The sequence below is a fragment of the Achromobacter sp. genome (assembly GCF_049647645.1).
Lineage (GTDB): Bacteria > Pseudomonadota > Gammaproteobacteria > Burkholderiales > Burkholderiaceae_B > Achromobacter.
Map to the genome: position 1 here is coordinate 1 of NZ_JBARYB010000162.1, position 19,557 is coordinate 19,557.

16 protein-coding genes and 6 tRNA genes are annotated in these 19,557 nt (G+C 66.3%); 6 read left to right on the forward strand and 16 right to left on the reverse strand.

Going from position 1 to position 19,557, the window contains the following annotated elements; translation table 11 throughout:
• The coding region (locus WBB14_RS19235; RefSeq protein ID WP_424241249.1) for a DUF748 domain-containing protein at positions 1–2,340 on the forward strand (2,340 nt) is incomplete at its 5' end.
• 64 nt (positions 2,341–2,404) lie between these two features.
• Entirely contained in the window at positions 2,405–3,283 is an 879-nt protein-coding gene (locus WBB14_RS19240; protein ID WP_424241250.1) for a dienelactone hydrolase family protein, read from the forward strand.
• A gap of 1,048 nt (positions 3,284–4,331) precedes the next feature.
• Here WBB14_RS19240 and WBB14_RS19245 read toward each other — a convergent pair.
• Complete coding sequence (locus WBB14_RS19245) at positions 4,332–4,754, reverse strand: hypothetical protein (RefSeq protein ID WP_424241251.1); 423 nt, start codon at positions 4,752–4,754, stop codon at positions 4,332–4,334.
• Between the two features lie 243 nt (positions 4,755–4,997).
• On the opposite strand from WBB14_RS19245, the gene WBB14_RS19250 reads away from it, so the two are divergent.
• Positions 4,998–5,501: a peroxiredoxin gene (locus tag WBB14_RS19250; RefSeq protein WP_424241252.1), complete on the forward strand. Its 504-nt coding sequence runs from the start codon at positions 4,998–5,000 to the stop codon at positions 5,499–5,501.
• 86 nt (positions 5,502–5,587) lie between these two features.
• On the forward strand, positions 5,588–6,970 hold the full coding sequence (locus tag WBB14_RS19255) for an MFS transporter (protein WP_424241253.1): 1,383 nt from the start codon (positions 5,588–5,590) through the stop codon (positions 6,968–6,970).
• A 15-nt stretch (positions 6,971–6,985) separates the two neighbouring features.
• On the opposite strand, the gene WBB14_RS19260 is transcribed toward WBB14_RS19255, so the two are convergent.
• The 10 genes from WBB14_RS19260 to WBB14_RS19305 all read right to left on the reverse strand — a co-directional run bounded on the left by WBB14_RS19260 (position 6,986) and on the right by WBB14_RS19305 (position 11,965).
• On the reverse strand, positions 6,986–7,861 hold the full coding sequence (locus WBB14_RS19260) for an EamA/RhaT family transporter (RefSeq protein WP_424241276.1): 876 nt from the start codon (positions 7,859–7,861) through the stop codon (positions 6,986–6,988).
• Positions 7,858–8,877, reverse strand: coding sequence for a biotin synthase BioB (gene bioB / locus WBB14_RS19265; RefSeq protein ID WP_424241254.1), 1,020 nt, complete (start codon positions 8,875–8,877; stop codon positions 7,858–7,860). Before bioB ends, WBB14_RS19260 begins: the two co-directional genes overlap by 4 nt.
• Before the next feature lie 240 nt (positions 8,878–9,117).
• Positions 9,118–10,608 (reverse strand): PAS domain S-box protein, encoded by a 1,491-nt coding sequence (locus WBB14_RS19270; protein ID WP_424241255.1) that lies wholly within the window; start codon positions 10,606–10,608, stop codon positions 9,118–9,120.
• A gap of 226 nt (positions 10,609–10,834) precedes the next feature.
• Positions 10,835–10,911: transfer RNA gene (locus WBB14_RS19275), tRNA-Asp, on the reverse strand.
• A 71-nt stretch (positions 10,912–10,982) separates the two neighbouring features.
• A tRNA-Glu gene (locus WBB14_RS19280) sits at positions 10,983–11,058 on the reverse strand.
• Positions 11,059–11,097: 39 nt separating this feature from the next.
• Positions 11,098–11,173: transfer RNA gene (locus tag WBB14_RS19285), tRNA-Ala, on the reverse strand.
• 103 nt (positions 11,174–11,276) lie between these two features.
• Positions 11,277–11,353, reverse strand: a tRNA-Asp gene (locus WBB14_RS19290).
• A gap of 63 nt (positions 11,354–11,416) precedes the next feature.
• Positions 11,417–11,492: transfer RNA gene (locus tag WBB14_RS19295), tRNA-Glu, on the reverse strand.
• 39 nt (positions 11,493–11,531) lie between these two features.
• A tRNA-Ala gene (locus WBB14_RS19300) sits at positions 11,532–11,607 on the reverse strand.
• Between the two features lie 112 nt (positions 11,608–11,719).
• On the reverse strand, positions 11,720–11,965 hold the full coding sequence (locus WBB14_RS19305) for a hypothetical protein (RefSeq protein ID WP_424241256.1): 246 nt from the start codon (positions 11,963–11,965) through the stop codon (positions 11,720–11,722).
• On the opposite strand from WBB14_RS19305, the gene WBB14_RS19310 reads away from it, so the two are divergent.
• A complete protein-coding gene (locus tag WBB14_RS19310; RefSeq protein WP_424241257.1) occupies positions 11,964–13,019 on the forward strand; it encodes an aldo/keto reductase in 1,056 nt (351 codons plus the stop codon). The genes WBB14_RS19305 and WBB14_RS19310 overlap by 2 nt on opposite strands.
• A 7-nt stretch (positions 13,020–13,026) precedes the next feature.
• On the opposite strand, the gene lnt is transcribed toward WBB14_RS19310, so the two are convergent.
• The 5 genes from lnt to miaB all read right to left on the reverse strand — a co-directional run bounded on the left by lnt (position 13,027) and on the right by miaB (position 18,614).
• Positions 13,027–14,655 (reverse strand): apolipoprotein N-acyltransferase, encoded by a 1,629-nt coding sequence (gene lnt, locus WBB14_RS19315; RefSeq protein WP_424241258.1) that lies wholly within the window; start codon positions 14,653–14,655, stop codon positions 13,027–13,029.
• Positions 14,652–15,542, reverse strand: a complete 891-nt coding sequence (locus WBB14_RS19320; protein ID WP_424241259.1) for an HlyC/CorC family transporter — start codon at positions 15,540–15,542, stop codon at positions 14,652–14,654. The genes lnt and WBB14_RS19320 overlap by 4 nt, the downstream gene beginning before the upstream one ends.
• A 153-nt stretch (positions 15,543–15,695) precedes the next feature.
• Positions 15,696–16,169, reverse strand: coding sequence for an rRNA maturation RNase YbeY (ybeY, locus tag WBB14_RS19325; protein WP_424241260.1), 474 nt, complete (start codon positions 16,167–16,169; stop codon positions 15,696–15,698).
• On the reverse strand, positions 16,159–17,184 hold the full coding sequence (locus WBB14_RS19330; protein ID WP_424241261.1) for a PhoH family protein: 1,026 nt from the start codon (positions 17,182–17,184) through the stop codon (positions 16,159–16,161). Before WBB14_RS19330 ends, ybeY begins: the two co-directional genes overlap by 11 nt.
• Entirely contained in the window at positions 17,181–18,614 is a 1,434-nt protein-coding gene (gene miaB, locus WBB14_RS19335; RefSeq protein WP_424241262.1) for a tRNA (N6-isopentenyl adenosine(37)-C2)-methylthiotransferase MiaB, read from the reverse strand. The genes WBB14_RS19330 and miaB overlap by 4 nt, the downstream gene beginning before the upstream one ends.
• Positions 18,615–18,783: 169 nt before the next feature.
• On the opposite strand from miaB, the gene WBB14_RS19340 reads away from it, so the two are divergent.
• Positions 18,784–19,545 carry a phosphatase PAP2 family protein gene (locus tag WBB14_RS19340; protein WP_424241263.1) on the forward strand — a complete coding sequence of 254 codons (762 nt, stop codon included), beginning with the start codon at positions 18,784–18,786 and terminating at the stop codon, positions 19,543–19,545.
• Positions 19,546–19,557 lie beyond the last annotated feature (12 nt).

Genomic DNA, 19,557 nt, shown 5'->3' on the forward strand with positions numbered 1-19,557 from the left:
GCTCCGGCCGCTCCGTCCACCACGACGCCCGCTGCGCCCGCAACCGCGGACGCAGCCGCATCCCTGCCGGCGCCCGCACCCGCGCCCGCCGAATGGAAGGTCGAGCTGGACGCCTTCAACCTGCACGAAGGCGAGGTCTACGTTACCGACGCCGTCAGCAAGCTGGATTACGTGATGACGGGCCTGGCCGCGACGGTGGAGGGCGTGGCCCTGCCGCAGGTGCCGGGCCAGCCCATCAATCTGTGGCTGACCATGGACAACAGCACCGACGGCGGCTGGCTGCGCGCCAAGGGGCCGCTGGTCCTCAAGCCGTTGTCGCTGGAACTGGGCGTGCGCCTGGGCAATATCGCGCTGGCGCCCCTGGCGCCGGCCGTGCGCAGCGCGGCGCCGATCTCGTTGCTGGACGGCCGCCTGGCTGCCAGCGCGCAGGTTCATGTATTGGAAAAGAACGGCGCGGTGGATGCCTCGGCCACCGCCGTGCAGGCAGACCTGACGCAATTCAAGGCCCGCGACGAGTCCCTCAAGCCCGCCTTGGACATCGGCTTGCAGAGCCTGCACGTGACCGCCGACCGCCTGGCCATGGGTCCGGGCCAGAGCAACTTCACGCTGGCCGCCGCTGGCATCCAGGGCAACGGCAAGCTGGATCTCAAGGGCGCATTCACGCCGCAACCGTTGACGTTGAAAACCTCGGTGGACCTGTCCGAACTGAACGTGGCGTCCTTTGCGCCATACGCAGCCTCCAGCCTGAACGCCACGGTGCGCGCCATTACGCTAGGCGCCAAGGGCAACGTGGAGTTCGCCGCCGCCGCGGGCGCGGCGCCAATGAAGGTCAACTGGAAGGGTGGGGTCGAAGTCACTGGCGTGGACCTGCAGGACCGCGTCAACCAGGACGATTTCCTGAACTGGAAACGCCTGGGCTTCAGCGGCATGGACATCACGGTGGCGGGCGACAAGATCGGCGCCAAGCTGGGCGATATCGCGCTGGAGGATTTCTACGGCCGCGTGCTGCTCAACGCGCAAGGCCGCCTGAACGTCATGGACCTGGTGGCGGCTCCCGGCCAGGCCGGCGGCTCCATTACCCAGGACACGCAGACGCCCGGCCGCAGCGCCGCACCGCCGCCCGCGGCCGCCGCCAAGAGTGGCGGCATGCCGGACATCTCGGTCAACAGCGTCACCCTGAACCGTGGCCGCATGACCTTTACGGACCGCTTCGTCAAACCCAACTACGTGGCGGAGCTGTCCAGCATCGAAGGCTCGATCACGGCGGTGTCATCCACCAATCCGCAGCCCGCCAAGGTCAAGGTCACCGGCCGCGTCTACACCACCGCGCCGCTGTCGATCAGCGGGGTGGTGCAGCCTTTCGCCAAGTACCTGTCGCTGGACCTGAAGGCCTCGGCCAAGGGCGTGGACCTGCCGCGCTTCAACACCTATTCGGCCAAGTACGTGGGTTACCCCATCAAGCGCGGCAAGCTGTCGGTGGACCTGGAATACAAGATCAAGGACCGCGCACTGCAGGCCACCAACCACGTGGTGCTCAACCAGCTGACCTTTGGCGACAAGACCAACAGCCCCGATGCGACCAAGCTGCCGGTGCTGCTGGCCGTGGCGCTGTTGAAGGATTCGCGCGGCAACATCGACATCAACCTGCCGATCTCCGGTTCGCTGGATGATCCGGAATTCTCGGTGGGCGGCATCGTGGTGCGCGTGTTGCTGAACCTGGTGGTCAAGGCGGTAACCTCCCCGTTCAGCCTGCTGGCCTCGGCCTTCGGCGGCGGCGAGGAGCTCTCCTATGTGGAATTCGCGCCCGGCAGCGCGGTGCTGACCGAGGACAGCCAGCAGCGCATCGAAACGCTGACCAAGGCGTTGACGGACCGTCCGGCCTTGAAGATGGATATCAGCGGCCGCGCCGACCCCAAGACCGACATGGAAGGCCTGCGCCAGGCCTGGGTCGACGCCAAGATCCGCGCCGCCAAGGCCGCCGCCACCACGCCGCGTGGCAAGAAGCCGAACCCCGCGGGCGTCGAGGTATCGGGCGCGGAACGCGCCAAGTACCTGGAAGAGGTCTACGACGACACGGACATCAAGGACAAGCCGCGCAACTTCATCGGCATGTCCAAATCCGTGCCGGCAGCGCAGATGGAGGAGATGCTGCGCAGCGTGGCGCCGGTAGGCGACGAGCAGTTGCGCCAATTGGCCGATGCGCGCGCGCAGGCGGTTTATGAGAAGCTGCAAGCCCAGGAAGGACTCGCGGATCGTGTGTTCATCGTTGCGCCGCAACTGGACGCGGATGGCATCAAGGACGAGGGGCAGCCCTCGCGCGTGGACTTCTCCCTGAAGTGAACCAGGCTGGTCCAAGGGGCGGCGACTAGCCGCTCCGCGCCGGCTTTTTGCCAGGAGATGCTCGATGAATGACCAGGACGCGCACTTTGACAGCCTGCTTCCGCCCCTGCGGCTGAACCGGCGGGGTTTCATGGCCACCACGGTGGCGACGGGCTTTTCGCTGGCGGCCGGGCAGGCCGTGGCGCAGACCGCGATCACCACGGACGCCAACGGCCTCGTGGCCGGCAAGGTGGACATTCCGGTCAAGGACGGCAAGATGCCCGCGTACCGCGCGGCGCCCCAGGGCAAGAAGGACCTGCCCACGGTGCTGGTGGTGTCGGAGATTTTCGGGGTGCACGAATACATCCAGGACGTGTGCCGCCGACTGGCTCACCAGGGCTACCTGGCCATCGCGCCCGAACTGTTCGCGCGCCAGGGCGATCCGTCCAAGTACACCGAGATCCCCAAGCTGCAGTCGGAAATCATCGGCAAGATTCCGGATGCGCAAGTGACTTCCGACCTGGATTCGACCGCGGCCTGGGCCGCGTCCAACGGCGGCAATCCGGACCGGCTGGGCATCGCGGGCTTTTGCTGGGGCGGCCGCCAAGTTTGGCTGTACGCCGCCCACAACCCGAAGCTGAAGGCCGGCGCGGCCTGGTACGGGCAGTTGGGCGGGCAGCCGAGCGAGCTCAAACCCAGGTCGGTGCTCAGTGAGGTCAACGACCTGAAGGCGAAGGTGCTGGGGGCTTATGGCGGCAAGGACGCCGGGATTTCGATGGCCGACGTGGACAAGATGCGGCTGGAACTGTCACAGGGGCCGGCGGCGGCCAAGGCTTCGCGGATCGATGTATATCCGGAGGCGCCGCATGCGTTCCATGCGGATTATCGGCCGTCTTATCGGAAGGCGGAGGCGGAGCAGGCTTGGACGCGGATGTTGGATTGGTTCAAGCAGAACGGGCTTTGAAGTGGGCTTCTTTTGGCTCGGTTTGGGACGTAGGTATACATAGGTAATTTTTATATCTATGTTGGTGTTTTTGGCCTTGCGTGGGTTTATGCAGGTTTGTCGCAGCGCTTCGTAGGTCGCCCGTCGGCGCGGGCGGCGTGGCGGCTCGCGCCCACGATTGCGGTCCGGAGCGTTCGCTCCGGACTGCCCCTTCCTCATCCTCGTTGCCGCCTGCGGCGGCTGCCTTCGGATTCCGTCGGGCGCATCGAGGTTGCGAGCCGCCACGCCGCCCGCGCCGACGGGCTACGTGTGTCTTGGCTTCTTGCGCTGCTAGAGCTGTGGTCGGGGGCGAGTCTTGGGCGGCCCGTGTTATTCGGCCGCGCGGGCGGCCGAATAACACATACATAATTTTTTAAAGTGTGATTGTGGTCGCTGGCGCGCGTGCGCCGATTGGGTTTCTTCTGGCGTCGCCGTCAGGGGGGAGGGGCGGTGATGGGTGGCGCGCGGGGGGTAGTCGTTTGCGCATGTAGACCCATACGCGCGCCACCCATCCGGCGTCGGGGTTCAAGTGGTGATCGCCGGGGGAAATGTCGGCTGTCGCTCGCGCGTGGTCTGCTGGTGTCGAAGGCCGAATAATGACTGGCGGAGCGCGAGACATCATGGGTCGTTATGGACACCTGCTGTTGGAGTCGAACGGCTCCTCCGCCAGCGCGCAGCGTCATCACCAACCGCCAGATACTGCGTAAGCCCCCAGAGGCCGCCCGCGCGGCCGGCCGGGGGCGGGCCCCGCAAGACCCATCGCCAAACCCCATCCGTGGCGAGAACCCCAAGCACACAGATCGTCCCAGCCGACGCCAAGTTTCAAATGCTGGAGCCTGGCGCGGCGGGAGCCTGGGGTGCGCGGGGCGTCGATAAGCCCGACGGAATCCGAAGGCAGCCGCCGCAGGCGGCAACGAGGATGAGGACGGGGTAGTCCGGAGCGAAGGCTCCGGACCGCAATCGTTGTCCCGCGCACCCCAGGCTCCCGCCGCGCCAGGCGTCTCAAGAACTGAACCGAGGCCTCCAAAAACTACTGCGCCTTCTCCCCCGGCAACCCATCACTAACCTCAGCCAACGCACTCTTCATATCCTCGTACTCCATCACCCTCTCGTTCTGAAAGCTACCCAGCACCCCCCGGCATCCATCCACCCCCGACCGCTTCATCTCCTCCATCATCGTCTTCCCCTCAGCCTGCCCCTTCTCGAACTGCGCGTCATAGCCAGCCGACGAAAAGCCGTATTCCTGCGCATACTGCAGCAGGTTCTTGCGCGAGGTGGCCAGGTGCTGGGTCAGGTCGGGTTCGGAGGCGCCGCAGGCGCGGGCGGCGCCGTTGGAGGCGCCGGCGGCGACGACGAAGGAATCGTATTGGGCCTGTTCGGCGGCATCCGGAGCTGCCCAGGCCGTGGCGGTCGAGGCCAGCGTCAGGGCCAGGCCGGTCAAGATCTTGCGCATCGATGACTCTCCGCTAGATGCCCGCCAGCCGGCAGCGCGGCGTGCGCGGGCGGTGATTGCAACCACAACATTATGGCAATCAGCCGTTTCGAGCCCATGTAGGAGCGGTATGGAGTCGTTTCAGACTGTGCATCTTTTTTTCCCGCGACCCTGACGGCCAGCAAGGCGACCGCGCAGGAACTATGATGGAGGCTGTGGGGCGCTCCTGCCCCAATGCATTGCCCCTTATTCCTGGAGATCTACATGACGATCAAAGTCGGCGACCGCGTGCCGGATGGCACCCTGACCGAATTCATCGAAACCGAAGCTGCCGGCTGCTCGCTGGGTCCCAACGCGTTCCAGGTCGCCGATCTGACCCGCGGCAAGACCATTGCGCTGTTCGCCCTGCCCGGCGCCTTCACGCCCACCTGCTCGGCCCAGCATCTGCCGGGCTATGTGGAGCAGGCGGCTGCCCTGAAGGCCAAGGGCGTCGATGAAATCTGGTGCGTGTCCGTCAATGACGCGTTCGTCATGGGCGCCTGGGGCCGCGAGCAGAAGACGGAAGGCAAGGTCCGCATGCTGGCCGACGGTTCCGCCCTGTGGACCAAGGCGCTGGGCCTGGAGCTGGACCTGATCCAGCGCGGCATGGGCGTGCGCTCGCAGCGCTATTCGGCCCTGATCGTCGACGGCGTGGTCAAGCAACTGAACGTGGAAGCGCCTGGCAAGTTCGAAGTCAGCAACGCCGCCACGATGCTGTCGCAAGTCTGATTCCACGCAGTTCCTGTTTTACCGCTTAGCGCAGCGGGCCGCTCCGGCGGCCTGTTGCGCTGCCGCCAGCAGCGGTTGCCGACGCCATGCTCGCCACCATCTCCTCCTTCTCGTCGCTTTACTTCGCGACCTTGCTGATGCTTATCGGCACGGGTCTGTTCAATACCTACATGGGGCTCAGGCTGACAGCGCAGTCTGTCAGCGAGGTATGGATCGGCGCCTTGATCGCCGGCTACTACCTGGGCCTGGTGTGCGGCGCCCGTCTGGGGCATAAACTCATCATCCGCGTGGGCCACATCCGGGCTTTCGTCGCCTGTGCGGCCGTCGCCACCAGCATGATCCTGGCGCAGACGCTGGTCGACTCCATGCCGCTGTGGCTGGTGTTCCGCGTCATTTCGGGCATCGTGATGGTGACCGAGTTCATGGTCATCGAAAGCTGGCTCAACGAGCAGACCGAAAACCACCAGCGCGGACGCGTTTTCTCCGTCTATATGGTCGTTTCCGGCCTGGGCACCGTGCTGGGGCAACTGGCCCTGACCGCCTATGCCACGCTGGACCTGCGGCCTTTGACCCTGGTGGCCATGTGCCTGGTGCTGTGCCTGGTGCCGATCGCGGTCACCGCGCGTTCGCATCCGCCCACGCCGCTGCCGGCGCCGCTGGACATCCGTTTCTTCATGCGGCGCGTGCCGCTGTCGATGACCGTGCTGTTCGTGGCGGGGAACCTGTCCGGAGCCTTCTACGGCCTGGCGGCCGTCTACGGCGCCAAGCACGGCCTGTCTACCTCGCAGGCGGCCATTTTCGTGGCCGCCGCCGTCACTGCAGGCCTGTTGTCGCAGTGGCCCATGGGCTGGCTGTCCGACCGCATCAACCGCGCCGGCCTGATCCGCTTCAACGCGCTGCTGTTGGTGTTGCTGCCGGTGGTCATGTGGGGTTGGATCGTCCTGCCGTACTGGGCGCTGGTGGCGATGTCCTGTGTCTTTGGCGTGCTGCAGTTCACCCTGTACCCGCTGGGCGCGGCCTTTGCCAACGACCACGTGGAGTCCGAGCGCCGGGTCAGCCTGTCGGCGGTGCTGCTCATGACCTACGGGGTGGGGGCATGTATCGGTCCGATGATCGCCGGGGTGCTGATGTCCCTGGCCGGCCCCAGCATGTACTACGTTTTCATTTCCGCCTGCGCCTTGATCCTGGTCTGGCACGTGCGTCCCACCCGCGTCACTGGCGCGCACCAGGTGGATGAGGCCCCGACGCATTTCGTGCCCATGCCGGACACGCTGCAGAGTTCACCCGCCGCGGCGGTGCTGGATCCGCGGGTGGATCCGGCAACCGATATCGCCATGGAAATGGTGCAGCCTGACGTGGCCCCGGTGGCGGCGGCCGAACCGCCAGCGGAGGATCTGCCTGGCGAGGCCGCCGCGGACCAGGCAGACGACGAGTCCGAGGACGGCCGCCAGAGGCGCACCGGCACCTGAGCCGGGGTGGCGCCCCTACCAGGGCGCCATCAGCACGATGGCCGTCAGGGCCAGCGCAACGCCCAGCAGGTTCAGCCGGGTCAAGGGCTCGCGGAAGGCCAGCGCGCCGACCAGCGTGCCCAGGGTGATCACCCCCATGTTCATCGATGCGAACACCAGCGCGGGATGCTCGGGCAGCGACTGGTGCGCGCGGATGTAGGTCAGGATGTTGCCGAAATTTGCCAGTCCCAGCGCCGCGCCAGCGGCCAGGTGGCGCAGCTGGCAACGCGCCCGACGCCACAACAGATAGGCGAGCATCAGCAGGCCGGCGATGGCGAAAGCCAGCAGCAGGCCGCCCGCGAAGGCGGTGCCTGCGCGCGCCATCTGCTTGAACAGGATGTCGATCACGCCATAACCCACCCACACGACCAGCGGCCACAGCCACGTGGCGCGGCTGCTGGCGGGCGAGTCGTCGCCTGGCGCCGGTGCGCGGGCGGGACGGCGCAGCAGGCAATACAGCGCGCAGCCGGCCAGCAGGGTCGCGGCCAGCTTGCTGCCGCTGACCGATTCGCCGAACAGCAGGAAGGCCGCCAGCAGCGGGATGAACAGGGACAGGCGCTGCGCCGCGTCGCTGCGCACGATGCCGGCATGGCGCACGGCCGTGGCCATCGCCAGGAACACGCTGGGCAGCAGCACGCCCAGCGCGGCCAGCACCAGCCATGGGGTCTGCGGCGTCAGCAGCGCAGCCGGGTCCGGGCGCAGCACGGCCCAGCAGAGCAGGGCGGCTACCGCGTAGTTCATCGCGATGGCCTGGCGCACGTCCACCTGGTAGCGCCGCGCCAGCTTCAGCAGCACGGCCACGGTGACGCTGCAGGCGACGCTGGCCAGCAGGTAGAGCAGGCCCGGGGTCAACGGCATGCCGTGGCGTCGTGGTGCTGGTGCTGGGCGGCGTCGATGCGCATGCCCAGGCGCTGCAGCAGGCGCTGGTCGGCTTCCATCTGCGGATTGGCAGTGGTCAGCAGGGCGTCGCCGTAGAACATGGAGTTGGCGCCCGCCATGAAGCACAAGGCCTGCAACGCGTCGTCCATGGCTTCGCGGCCCGCGGACAGGCGCACCGCCGCGCGCGGCATGGCGATGCGGGCCACGGCGATGGTGCGCACGAACTCGAACGGGTCCAGGGCTTCCACTCCGGCGAGCGGCGTACCCTCCACCTGCACCAGGTTGTTGATCGGCACGGATTCGGGATAGGGCTCCATGCTGGCCAGCTGGGCGATCAGGCCGGCGCGTTCGCGGCGCGACTCGCCCAGGCCCACGATGCCGCCGCAGCACACGCTGATGCCGGCGTCGCGAACGCGGTCCAGCGTATCCAGCCGGTCCTGGTAGGTGCGGGTGGAGATGATCTTGCCGTAGAACTCGGGCGAGGTGTCCAGGTTGTGGTTGTAGTAGTCCAGGCCGGCAGTCTTGAGCTGTTCGGCCTGGCCCTCGCGCAGCATGCCCAGGGTGACGCAGGTCTCCAGCCCCAGGGCCTTCACCGCGCTGACCATTTCGGCCACCGCGTCCAGGTGGTGCGGCTTGGGGCTGCGCCAGGCGGCGCCCATGCAGAAGCGCTGTGCGCCGCCTTCCTGGGCCTTGCGGGCGGCGGCCACCACGTCGGCCAGCGGCATCAGTTTGTCGGCGTCCAGGCCGGTGTCGTAGTGCGAGGACTGCGGGCAATAGGCGCAGTCCTCGGGACAGCCGCCGGTCTTGATCGACAGCAGGCTGGACAGCTGGATGGCGTTCGGATCGAAGTGGGCGCGGTGCGTCTGCTGGGCCCGGAACACCAGATCCATGAACGGCAGCTCGTAGAGCGCCATGATGTCGGCGGCGCTCCAGGCGGGAGCGGCGGCCGGCTTGGCGACGGTCGGGACGGGAATGTAGGCGGTCTGCATGGGGGCTCCTTTCGGCTTGCGGGGATCGCGCCGCTTGGCAGGCAAGGGCGGGATCGGCGGATCGTAAGAAGCTGTGCAGGGTTTGCGCAATCCAGCTTGGCTGGCGGAATTTAATGGGCTATTGCGGTTGTTTTTGCTGGAAATGAAAGATTTTGAAGGGTGCGGGCTTCTAAGTGGCTCCCATCTTCGGGGATGGTTGAACAGCTATTATTTTGAATCGAAATGTAAATAACCAGGGCGTCAGCCCTGATCGCGCTTGTCCCGCGCCCGTGCGCGCTCGTGTCCAGTGATGCCGCGGTCGCGCGCCCACACGATGGCGGCGCTGCGGCGGTGCACGCCGATCTTGCTGTAGATGGTGGCCACGTGGTTGCGCACCGTATTGCGCGACAGCTTCAGTTGCCGGGCGATGCCGTCGTCGTCATGGCCCTGGCACATCAGGCCCAGCACTTCGCGCTCGCGCGAGGTGAGCTGCGCCAGTTCGGCCACGTCGCGGGTGGCGGGCGCGGGTTCGCGCAGTTGCGCCAGCTTTTCGATGACGCTGCGGCTGAACCAGGAGGTGTCCTGCATGACGGCTTCGATCGCCGTCAGCAGTTCCGTCTCGGAGCGCTTGCGTTCCGTGATGTCCTGGATGGCCAGCAGCACGCGTTGTTGGCCGCCTATGGTCACGGGCTCTGCCGATAGCAGGCAATCGAGCTGGCTGCCGTCCTTGGCCGCCAACGCCGCATCGCGGCTGCGGGCGCTTTCGCCGCGCTTGAGGCTGGCTTCCAGATCCTCCGGGAGCCGCAGGCCCAGTTCGGTGAGCGCGTGGCCGACGCTGTCCTGCGGCGAGGCGCCGGTGGCTGCGGCAAAGGCGTCATTCAGATCCAGCGCCAGCAGCGTCTCGCCCTCGCAGACGGCCATGGGCACGGGTGCCAGGCGGAATGCCTTGGAGAAGCGCTCCTCGCTTTCGCGCAAGGCCAGTTCGGTGCGCTTGCGGGATTCCAGGTCGATAAAGGTGAACAGCATGCATGGCTCGCCCTGCATGTCGATGGGCTGGCCCGCGACGATGACGAACTTCACGCTGCCGTCCGCCACTTTCAGCACGCCTTCGCGCTGTGCGATGGTCTGCCGTTCGTGCAGCCTGACAACCGCGTTGTTCTTGTCGTCGCCGTCCAGGACGTCCAGGTCATAGGCCGACTTGGCCAGTACGGCGTCGCGCGCGTAGCCGGTCATTTCCAGGAAGCCCTGGTTCACCTTCACGTAGCGCAGGTCGGACAGGCGGCAGATCAGGGCGGGCGCGGGATTGGCGCCGAAGGCGAGTTCGAAGCGCTCTTCGGCGTTGATCTGCTCGGTCTGGTCGTGCAGGATCAGGACGCGGTAATCGGCGCCGTCGCTACCGTGCAGGTGCAGGCCGCTGGCGCGCACATTGCGTCGGAATTCCTCGTCGTCCTTGCGTGCCAGGTCCAGCAGCAGTTCGTCGAATGGCTCGGCCGCGGCCAGGAGATCCAACGGATACTGGCGCGCCGGCACACGGTGACGGTTGCGGTAGCTGAGGGTGTAGCGCTTGCGATAGCCCGCCGGCGTGCCGCCCAGTTCATCCAGCGTGTCGGCGCCATGCAGGTTGAGCGCGCTGGCATTGGCCCAGGCGATGGCGCCGTCCGCCTCGAGCAGGATGATGCCTTCGTTCAGGCCCGCGATGATGCGTTGCAGATGCTGGCGGTGCGGATGGGGAGCGGCGGCGTTCGCGATCACGTAGTCCTCTTCTTTTCGCAGGGCACGACGCAAAGAGAATGAAGGCGCACTGAAAGGCTGTCCAGATGGCGAAATGGACGAGACTGAGCGTAGGGGGAGAGTAGAGAAGATGGCTGCCGGCCGCTGATGCCGGCAAATGCGGCGGGCAGAAATGCAAAAAAGCTCCGGAAACCGGAGCTTTCAAGGGATGCTGAAGCAGACAGACTGGCGAACCGCATGATGTGCTTGGCGGAGCGGACGGGGCTCGAACCCGCGACCCCCGGCGTGACAGGCCGGTATTCTAACCAACTGAACTACCGCTCCGCAGCGGTTTACTCTGACTTCTTCAATACACTGCGGTGTCAAGGCAGCTTGGTACTACATGCCAGAAAGACTGGCGTCCCCTAGGGGATTCGAACCCCTGTACTCACCGTGAAAGGGTGATGTCCTAGGCCTCTAGACGAAGGGGACCTGAACGAAACAGAACTACTTTACTACCGTACTGCTTACTGGTGGAGGTAAGCGGGATCGAACCGCTGACCTCTTGCATGCCATGCAAGCGCTCTCCCAGCTGAGCTATACCCCCCAGGATCCTTGATGCCCCAAACTTCAGACAACAAGGTCTCATACTATATAAAAGCAAAAAGCCCCGAAAACGGAGCTCTTGAAAGACTCTGAGCGAGAGCTTTTGGCGGAGCGGACGGGGCTCGAACCCGCGACCCCCGGCGTGACAGGCCGGTATTCTAACCAACTGAACTACCGCTCCGCAGCGGCATACTCAACTACATGGTCACTTCAACTGCATCACTACATACTGCTGCCAGCGAACTGGCGTCCCCTAGGGGATTCGAACCCCTGTACTCACCGTGAAAGGGTGATGTCCTAGGCCTCTAGACGAAGGGGACTTGGACTTGCAAACTGGTACTGCATCCTTCGCCGTTGACTGGTGGAGGTAAGCGGGATCGAACCGCTGACCTCTTGCATGCCATGCAAGCGCTCTCCCAGCTGAGCTATACCCCCGTCTTTCTAATCAGTCCGTTCAACGTTTTACGAAGGCGAACACACGTTTTACTGCGTGCTTTTTCGTAGTTCGTTGCCGGTTTTGTTTAGTGCCGTTGGCGAAGAAACGAGATTATGCACGAACTAAATATGGTGTGCAAGTCGCTTCACGGCAAAAAGCAAAAAAGCCATGAAAAAAAGGGGGCTGGAAGGCGTTTTTTGCCAGTTTTTGCTCTTTCTTTGCGCAGGCCTGGCCGCTGCGATTGATGCAGAATCCAAGTAAATCAAAGGCTTGTGAGAGTGCTATTGTGAGCGGGAAATTTTTTCGCCGATCCGACGGTTTTTTGCGCACTGGGTCGGCGCACACGGACATCGCCATGAGCAACAAGACTTCGTTCCCCACGCGCCCGCTGGGCCAGAGCGGCATGGACATTACCCGCATCGGGTTGGGCGCCTGGGCCATCGGCGGCAACGGCTGGGCGGTGGGTTGGGGACCGCAGGACGACGCCGATTCCGTGGCCGCGATCCGCCGCGCGGTCGAGCGCGGCATCAACTGGATCGACACCGCGGCGGTGTACGGGTTGGGACACTCCGAGGAGATCGTGCGGCGCGCGCTGGCGCAGATGACGCCGGACGCCCGGCCCTACGTCTTCACCAAATGCGGCCTGACCTGGTCGGCGGAGCAGCCGCAGGCGATGCCGCGGCGTACCGGGGCGCCGGCCAGCATCCGGCGCGAAGTCGACGACTCGTTGCGCCGGCTGGGCGTGGAGCGCATCGACCTCTACCAGATGCACTGGCCAGCGGGCGACGGCACGCCCCTGGAGGTGTATTGGCAGGAACTGCTGGACCTGAAACAGGAAGGCAAGGTCAGGGCGGTGGGCCTGTCGAACCACAATCTTGCGCAGTTGCAGCAGGCCGAAACCCTGGGCCACGTGCATACGCTGCAACCGCCGTTCTCGGCCATCCAGCGCGCGGCGGGCGGGGACCTGATTCCGTGGTGCGAAAGGAACGGCACGGGCGTGATCGTCTACAGCCCGATGCAGTCCGGCCTTTTGACCGGCAGTTTCAGCCTGGCGCGCGCCCACGCCTTGCCGGCGGATGACTGGCGCGCGCGCAACGCCGAATTCACCTCACCCGGCATCGAGCGTAACCTGGCGCTGGCCGATGCATTCAAGCCCATTGCCGAACGCCACGGCACCACGGTCGCGGCCGTAGCCGTGGGCTGGACCTTGGCCTGGCCCGGCGTGACGGGCGCCATCGTGGGCGCCCGCAGCGCGTCTCAGGTGGATGGATTGCTGGGCGCGGCGTCGCTTGAACTGGACGCCGAGGACATGGACGCCATTGCGGACGCGATCGAGCGCACGGGAGCCGGGGCCGGGCCGCTGCACCCGCCCGAGGAGAGCGGCGCGCTGCCGGCCCATCTGTTCGCCTGAAGCGTCTTCAGGCGCGGCGCGTCTTGCGGCCGCTGCCGAACGCGGCAATCAGCGCCAGGCCGATCAGCGCCAGCGCGGTCTTGTCGCCAAAGCGCGCGTAAGGCGTTAGCCCCGTCATGCCTTGCACGACCACCGGCAGCACGCCGGCTTGCAGCGGCGCGAGCTGGGCCGCCACGTGGCCCTTGGCATCGATGGCGGCGGTAATGCCGGTGTTGGTGGCGGTCAGCATGGGACGCGCCGTTTCCATGGTGCGCAGGCGGCCGATCTGCAGATGCTGGCGCAAGGCCCAGGAATCGCCGAACCAGCCCAGGTTGCTGACGTTCACCAGTATCGTCGCGCCCGGTTCGCCGTTGGGGCCGGGCTGCAGCGCGGGCAGCAGGTCCGGTCCGAACAGGTCTTCGTAGCAGATGTTGAACGCAATGTGCTGGCCGCCGACGGCGAAGGGCGTCTGGCGCACCGCGCCGCGGTCGAAGTCGCCCAGCGGGATGTTCAGCATGTCCACGAACCAGTGGAAGCCGGGCGGCACATACTCGCCCCAGGGCACCAGATGACGCTTGTCGTAGCGCATGGCAGTGGCGCCAGCCACGAGCTGTTCGACCGGCGTATTGCCATCAAAGCCCATGACGCTGTTGGTGTAGCGGTCGCGGCCGTCGACGCGGTCATGCAACGGCACGCCCATCGCGATTGTCGTATTGCGTTGCGCCGCCAGGTCGCGCCAGACCGCCCAGGCGCGCGGATCCAACTGGTCCTGGAAGATGGGCAGCACGGTTTCCGGCAGGATGATCAACTGTGGCGCGGGCACGCCGGGCGCCGGCGGCATGGCGGCCAGGTCCAGGTGACGCACCAGGCTTTGGTCGAGCAGGGCGGGGTCGAATTTTTGGGATTGGCCGATATTGCCTTGAACCAGGCGCACGTTGAGCGGATCGCCAGAGGGCGTGGACCAGTCGATGCGGGACAGCGGCCAGCCGGCGGCGGCCAGGGCCAGCGCGATGCCGGCGGCCAGGGCGTGGCGCGAGCCGGTTCCGGCTCGGCGCGAGGGCTGCCACAGGCTTGCCAGGGCCGCGGCGACGAAGGCGGCCAGGAAGGCCATGCCATGCACGCCGAGCAGCGGCGCCCAGCCCGCGATGGGACTGTCGACCTGCGCATAGCCGATATTGAGCCAGGGAAAGCCCGTCAGCAGCACGGCGCGCAGCCATTCGAACGCCGCCCACATCGCGGCCCAGGCCAGGGTGCCCGACAGGATGCGGGCAGGCGGAGAGCCCGGCTCCAATGGTGCGTAGCGGCGCGCCAGCGCGCTGGCCGTGGCGGGGAACAGGGCCAGGAAGGCCGACAGCGCCAGCACCGCGGCCACGGCCAGCGGCGCGGCCAGATCGCCGTAGCGGTGCAGGCTGATGAAGATCCAGTACAAGCCCAGCGCATAGCTGGCGAAGCCGAACAGCCAGCCGCGCAACCAGGCCTGTTTCGCGGAAGGCGCATACAAGGTGACGCGGGCGGCGATGGCCAGCATCAGGACCTGGGTGACCGCCAGCGCCCAATCCGGCAAGGGCCCGGGCGAGAAAGTCAGGGCGTGCACGGCGCCCGCCAGCGCCAGGCCGGCGGCGCCGCGCAGGTTACGGCTGCGCGGGGTTTTGGTCATGCTTGGTCGGCAGGGCGGGAGGCTTGGGGCGCGGCATTGCGCTTGACGCGCAGCCAGATGGCGCGGCGCGCGTCGCCGCGGGCCACTTCCAGGCGCAGGCCGTCGAATTCGGCGGTGTCGCCGCGGCGCGGGATGCGGCCCAGTTGTCCGCCCATCCAGCCGCCGACGCTGTCGTACTCGTCGTCGGGCAAGTGGCAGCCGAACACTTCGTTGAAGTGCGAGATATCGGTGGCTGCGAGGACGCGCCACTGGTTCTCGCCTTCGGGGAAGATGGAGTCTTCCTCGGTTTCGTCGAACTCGTCCTCGATGTCGCCGACGATCTGTTCCAGCACGTCTTCCATCGTGACCAGGCCGGAAATGCCGCCATGCTCATCGATGACGATGGCCTGGTGGTTGCGGCTGGCGCGGAACTCGTGCAGCAGCACGTTCAGGCGCTTGGATTCGGGGATGAAGACGGCGGGCCGCACCAGGGTGCGCACTTCGATGCCGGGTTCCAGCATGCAGCGCAGCAGATCCTTGGCCAGCAGGATGCCGATGATGTTGTCGCGGTCGCCCTCGTACACGGGGAAGCGCGAATGGGCGGTCTCGATGACCGAGGCCACCAGATAGGGGATGGGCTGCGTGACGTCCAGCAGGTCCATGCGCGAACGCGGGACCATGATGTCGCCCACGGTGCCTTCGGACACGGCGAGCGCGCCCTTGATCATCTTGTAGGATTCCGCGTCGAGCAGCTGGCGTTCGTGCGCGGCTTCCAGAACGGCCTTGATGCCTTCGCGGTCCTCGGGCTGGCGGCGCACGAGGGAAAGCAGGCGGTCTAGAAGGGATTTGGTGGCGGGTTTGGCTGAGCGAGCAGGAGTCGCTTCGGGAGCAGGGTAAGGGTCAGACATCGTCCGGGAGGACAAGTTATGGAGGGGCCAGCATAACCGATACTGGCCTGCAATTTGTAACGGCGGCCCCTTAAATGAAGGGATCCGCCGCCATCTGCGCCTTGCCGGTCGCCATTTTTCGGTAATTTCTCAGGGTTGACCCGAGTCCCCGCATCAGGCCGCGACGTAGGGATCGGCGATGCGCATGCCGGCCAGGGTGGCGGTCTCCAGGGCTTCCATGCGCTTGGCGTCGCGGGCCTTGATGTGGTCGTAGCCCAGCGCGTGCAGCACGCCGTGGATGGTGAGGTGGGCGGCATGGTCCAGCAGCGCCTTGCGCTGTTCTCGCGCTTCGCGCACCAGCACCGGCACGCACATGACGATGTCGCCGCGCGCCACGCCCAGCGGATCCACGCCGTACTCGAAGGTCAGCACATTGGTGGCGTAATCGCGGCCGCGGAAGTCGCGGTTCAGGCGCCGGCCCTCGGCCGCGCCGACCAGCCGCAGGCTCAGCTCCGCGGCGGAGAACGCCACCAGGCCGTCGTCGGCTGCGGCCGCCAGCGCGCGCTCGGCCCAGCGGCGCAGGCGCCAGCGGGGCAGGCGTGCTTCCTCGACGCCGTACTGCACGGACAGGGACAGTTCAGGCTTCATTTTCGGAGGCGCGGTCGTAGGCGTCGACGATGCGCGCGACCAGGGGATGGCGCACGACGTCTCGGCTGGTGAATCGGGTGGTGGCGATGCCCTGCACCTCGTGCAGCACCTTCACCGCATGCGCCAGCCCGCTGTCCTGGCCGCGCGGCAGGTCCACCTGGGACGGGTCGCCGGTGATGACGGCCTTGCTGCCGAAGCCGATCCGTGTCAGGAACATCTTCATCTGTTCCGGCGTGGTGTTCTGCGCTTCGTCCAGGATGACGAAGGCGTGGTTGAGCGTGCGGCCGCGCATATAGGCCAACGGCGCGATTTCGATGGTCTGTTTTTCGAACAGGCGCTGCACCTTCTCGAAGCCCATCAGGTCGTAGAGCGCGTCGTAGAGCGGCCGCAGGTACGGGTCCACCTTCTGCGCCAGGTCGCCGGGCAGGAAGCCCAGGCGCTCGCCGGCTTCGACCGCCGGGCGCGTCAGCACCAGGCGCTGCACCGTGTCGCGCTCCATCGCGTCGATGGCGCAGGCCACGGCCAGCCAGGTCTTGCCGGTGCCGGCGGGGCCGACGCCGAAGGTGATGTCGTGCTTGAGGATGTTGTTCAGGTAGTCGCGCTGGCGCGGCGTGCGCGGACGCAGGTCGCTGCGCTTGGTGCGCAGGGCGATGCTGTCGCTTTCGTCGTCCAGGGCGGGCAGCGGGTCCGCTTCGCGGGCCTGCTCTTCCTTGAGTTTTTCTTCTTGCCGGCCGACGCCGATCTCGACCAGTCCCAGCTGGATGTCGTCGATCGACAGGGCGCGGTGCACGGCCTGTTCATGGAAGCGGCGCAGCACGCGACCGGCCAGTTCCGCCAGCTCGCCTTCGATGGTGACGCGGCTGCCGCGGCGCGAGAGCTTGACTTTCATGCCGTCGGCCAACTGCCGCAGATTTTCGTCCAGCGGGCCGCAGAGGTTGGCCAGATGGGTATTGTCGCCGTCCAGGGTGACGACGGCGGGCATGCTGCGGCGGGCGCGGGAGCGGGGAGTGGTCATTCGGCCTCTTGAGGGGTACGGTCCACGTCGGCGACGCGGGCGCGCAGCGAATTGGTGTGCGCTTCGGTGATGATGACGTCGACCATTTGTCCGATGAGCCGCGCGGGCGCGGCGAAGTTCACGATGCGGTTGTTCTCGGTGCGGCCCATCAGCTCGTTCGGGTCGCGGCGCGAGGGGCCTTCCACCAGCAGGCGCTGGCGCGTGCCGATCATGTTGCGGGCGATCGTGGCCGCCTGCTCGTTGATCAGCGCCTGCAGGCGTTGCAGGCGGCGCAGCTTCACGTCCTGCGGCGTGTCGTCGTGCAGGTCGGCGGCGGGCGTGCCCGGGCGGCGCGAATACACGAACGAGAACGAGGTGTCGAAGCCGACGTCCTCGATCAGCTTCATGGTCTTTTCGAAGTCCTCTTCGGTTTCGCCGGGGAAACCCACGATGAAATCGGAGGACAGCGTCAGGTCGGGACGGGCGGCGCGCAGGCGGCGCACGACCGACTTGAATTCCAGGGTGGTGTAGCCGCGCTTCATGCCGGCCAGCACACGGTCGCTGCCGGCCTGCACCGGCAGGTGCAGGAATGACACCAGCTTGGGCAGGCGGGCGTAGGCGTCCACCATGCGCTGGGTCATTTCCTTGGGGTGCGAGGTGGTGTAGCGGATGCGCTCGATGCCGGGGATTTCGTGCACGTACTCCAGCAGCATGGCGAAGTCGGCGATGTCGTCGCTGTCGGCCATGCGGCCGCGGTAGGCGTTGACGTTCTGGCCCAGCAGCGTCACTTCCTTCACGCCCTGGTCGGCCAGGTCGGCGACTTCCACCAGCACGTCCTCGAAGGGGCGCGAGACTTCCTCGCCGCGCGTATAGGGCACGACGCAGAAGCTGCAGTACTTGCTACAGCCTTCCATGATGGAGACGAACGCCGTGGCGCCGTCCACGCGCGGCGGCGGCATGTTGTCGAACTTTTCGATCTCGGGGAAGCTGATGTCCACCTGCGAGCGGCCTTCGTCGCGGCGGCGCTTGATCAGGTCCGGCAGGCGGTGCAGCGTCTGCGGGCCGAACACGACGTCCACGTAAGGCGCGCGCTTGACGATGGCCTCGCCTTCCTGGCTGGCCACGCAGCCGCCCACGCCGATCACCAGGTTGGGATTGGTTTTCTTCAGGTGCTGCACCCGGCCCAGGTCCGAGAAGACTTTTTCCTGCGCCTTCTCGCGCACCGAACAGGTGTTGAAGAGGATGACGTCGGCGTCTTCGGGGTTGTCGGTCAGCTCCAGGCCTTGGTCGCCGCGCAGCACGTCGGCCATCTTGTCCGAGTCGTACTCGTTCATCTGGCAGCCGAAGGTGCGGATGTACAGCTTGCGGGGGGAGCCGGCTTGGGCGGCGGGGAGGGCGGCGCTGGCGCCGTCGTTTGCGGCGTCGGTGCGCTTGAGGGTGGTTTCTTGCATGATGGTCGCCGTGACGGGTGTAGATCCCGGGGGCAGAAAGGTGGGAAAGCCCGGATTTTAACCTTTGCCCGAATTTGCTTCTTGGTCTGGCGCGCCCAGGCCGTTACGATAGCGTGCTGGGCCGATTCCGGAGTCCGGCAACATTTCTCATTTTCCTCTAGCGGTACCGATGAACACCAATCCCCTGACGCCTTCGGCTGCCGCTCCCTTGACCGACGCCGTGGCGGGCCCCGGGCCCGATCAGTTCCGCAATCCGTTTTCCGCGCTGACCTGGGTGCTGCTGGGCTGCGCCCTGGCGCTGGCCGCGGGCGCCTGCGCGCTGTGGGTGGACCTGCCGCTGGCAGTGTGGATCAAGCAATCGGTCTCCGAGGGCGTGAATGAATCCTTCGAATGGATCGGCGAACTCGGTGAAAGCGGTCCCTATATCGGCGTCGCCCTGGCTTTCTACGTGATCGGGCTGGTCGGCCTGGCCCGCGGCTGGCGCAACCCGGTGCGCATGAGCTATGCCAGCATGGCGCGCGGCAGCCTGCTGATGCTGTCGACCATGGCGGTCGGCGGGCTGGTGGTGCTGGTGCTCAAGCGCTCGGTGGCGCGGGCGCGCCCGGAGCTCTTCTTCGAAAAAGGCATCTACGGGCTGGGCGAGTCCTTCTCCCGCGTCCAGCTCTACAACTCGTTCCCGTCCAGCCACACCTATGCGGCCTTTTCCGTGGCGGTGGTGCTGGGCATCCTGGCGCCGCGCTGGCGTTGGGCCTTCCTGCTGCTGGCGGCGCTGGTGGCGATGAGCCGGCTGGTCAACCTGGACCACTATCTGTCCGACGTGATGACGGCCGCGGGCATCGCGGTGTTGGTCGGACACGTGCTGGCCCCGCGTGTGCTGGGCGCCAGCTACCAATGGCCGCTGCGCGCACCCTGGCGCTGGTGGAAGAAGTAGGCCGGCGTTCAG